The organism is bacterium (assembly GCA_037131655.1).
Lineage (GTDB): Bacteria > Armatimonadota > Fimbriimonadia > Fimbriimonadales > JBAXQP01 > JBAXQP01.
Genome location: JBAXQP010000388.1, coordinates 1 through 2,162, shown reverse-complemented (window position 1 = coordinate 2,162; position 2,162 = coordinate 1). Strand labels below are relative to the sequence as shown.

The window sequence follows — 2,162 nt, the reverse complement described above, 5'->3', positions numbered from 1 at the left end:
AGCCCACTGGGAGTCGTACGAGAAAGGTAAAAAGAACTGTCCTACCGATTTCATCGACTATAAAGCGGACGACGAAAAAGCCTCAGGGCAAGGCATCATATTCGGAACGAAGCCGCCCGAAATCCTCATCCCCTACATCAAAGTTCTCACAAAGCGTGGCGACCTCATTGTCGAACCATTCGGCGGAAGCGGATCGACGCTCATCAGCGCGGTTAGAATGCAGCGCCGCTGCTACATCATGGAAAAATCCCCTACCTACGCCCAGGTGATTCTCAGGCGCTGGGAAATGGAGACCGGTAAAAAGCCCGTAAAAATCAACTAGCATGATAGACGAAACAACCAGAAAGGCACTCCTCAAGGAGCTGGAAAAGTCCGATAACGTGTATGCCGCATGTCACAAAGTTGGCGTGGCCACGGCGACATATTACCGCTGGATCCAGGGCGATAAAAAGTTCAAAAAAGATACCACCGCCGCAAGACGAATTGGTAGGTTGAATATTGGAGACATCTCTGAGCACGCCCTCCTGATAAAGATTAAGGAGGGCAATATGGAAGCCATCAAATTTGGACTAAGGTACAATCACAAGAGATACATGGCTAAAAAGGAAAATAAGTATGTCTTCGAGCACATTTCTGCATCGAAAACGCCTATAAAAGAGCGCACGCTAGAAGATCTCATCGACGAGCAAAATCAACTCAATGCGGCGATAGAGATGACGGAACTTGAAGCAAAAAAGAAATTAGAAGGTGGAGAAAACACGTAGACTACTTCTTCTCCAGCTCCTCAACATTCTGTGCGACATCTTTATAGCTTACGTTCTCGGCATACACTCTCTTGAAGTGCTTCAGGGCATTCGCCCGATCCCCTGACTCCTTGTAAATTAACGCTAAACTGTAATGCAGTTCCATGAGGTCATCGTCCAGGTTACGCTTCTGGAGAGGCCCCTTCTTGAAGACATTGATCGCCAAGTCATACTGCTTCAGCGCAGCAAAACTAGCTCCCAGGAGAATAATGACTTTGGGCGTAGCCCCATAAGCATCCGGAAGTTTCTGGAGCACGTCGATCGCATGCTTGTATTGCTCTGTCTGATAGAAACAGTTCGCAAGGACGACATGCGTATCAAAATCCATTGGCTCAATAACGAGAAAATCCAACAGAACTGATATGGCCTCCTGATACCTTCCTGCATTATGCAGAGCGCCCCCTAGCATACGAAGTACATTCTTGTTCGATTTATCCAAAGCATTCGCCTCAAGTAAAATTGGGATGGCGGCATCGTAGTCTCCGAGATTGAAAAATTTTCGAGCGGCATCAAGTTTCTTTATCGCCTGCTGTTCAGGTTTTTTACTTTGAGAATAATACCAAATTCCCCAGATGGCCAACATACCAAGAGCCAACGGTGGAGCCGTCACGAAGACGCAGATGCCAACAAAAACCAAGATAGCAGTCAGACATCCTTTACCGCTGGAAATCGGAGCACCCTTGGCGCTACTACCATGACGGGTCATGGAATATATACCAGTTCCCGGAATGCCAAGCGTTGAATAAGAGCCCTTACTATTTACGCCAACTCGCATGCCCTTAACGCCGCCGCTGAGACCAATTCCACTTTTACTTAAATTCATGCGAAGCCCCTTACCCAACGATATTGATTTCCGGAATCTCCATCCCATAGCTAATGATTTAATAGATAGTTTGATGACTATAAGTACCCAACCGGCAGCCATCGTACCATACAAATAATGATACTCATAGTCCGTCGCCTTATAAGTATCATCGGTCGTATGCTAAGTTCGTGCATAAAAACAGCAATACGCTCATCAAATTCGACAAAAGAGTACGCCAATTACGACAGGATCGTGGAATCATGTCTCAGATGGCACTGTCCCTCAAATCAGGGATTGATCGTACGTACATCGGTGGAATCGAGCGTGGAGAAAGAAACGTCGCGATCAAAAACATAGAAAAACTGGCCAATGCTCTGGGTGTGAGTATCGAGGAATTGTTTCAATTTTAGATAAAGCTATTAAGCCTAAAATTGGCTTGCCAAAGGCAAAAGGATAACGTGTAGCATCTATTATTCCTGACTAAGGTTCATTTTGACGAGCCCATCCTTCAGCACCATCGTCGCCTTGCAGTCATCCTCATTGTAATCAAGGAT

General features: G+C 46.1%; 4 protein-coding genes. 3 read left to right on the top strand and 1 reads right to left on the bottom strand.

Translation table 11 applies throughout. The features are described from left to right. Both WCO51_12780 and WCO51_12775 read left to right on the top strand, forming a co-directional pair. A partial coding sequence (locus WCO51_12780) for a DNA methyltransferase (GenBank protein ID MEI6514128.1) occupies positions 1 to 322 on the top strand: 322 nt, incomplete at its 5' end. 1 nt (position 323) lies between these two features. Then, positions 324 to 764 carry a hypothetical protein gene (locus tag WCO51_12775; protein ID MEI6514127.1) on the top strand — a complete coding sequence of 147 codons (441 nt, stop codon included), beginning with the start codon at positions 324 to 326 and terminating at the stop codon, positions 762 to 764. A 1-nt stretch (position 765) separates the two neighbouring features. Here the strand turns inward: WCO51_12775 and WCO51_12770 are convergent, their stop codons facing one another. Next, entirely contained in the window at positions 766 to 1,674 is a 909-nt protein-coding gene (locus WCO51_12770; GenBank protein ID MEI6514126.1) for a DUF4236 domain-containing protein, read from the bottom strand. Between the two features lie 122 nt (positions 1,675 to 1,796). Here WCO51_12770 and WCO51_12765 point away from each other — a divergent pair, with 122 nt between their 5' ends. Further along, entirely contained in the window at positions 1,797 to 2,018 is a 222-nt protein-coding gene (locus WCO51_12765) for a helix-turn-helix transcriptional regulator (GenBank protein ID MEI6514125.1), read from the top strand. Positions 2,019 to 2,162: the final 144 nt, after the last annotated feature.

Bases quoted from the DNA above. Each gene is read 5' to 3' on its own strand.
- WCO51_12775 (MEI6514127.1), top strand. From the start codon at position 324: ATGATAGACGAAACAACCAGAAAGGCACTCCTCAAGGAGCTGGAAAAG.
- WCO51_12770 (MEI6514126.1), bottom strand. From the start codon at position 1,674: ATGGGATGGAGATTCCGGAAATCAATATCGTTGGGTAAGGGGCTTCGC.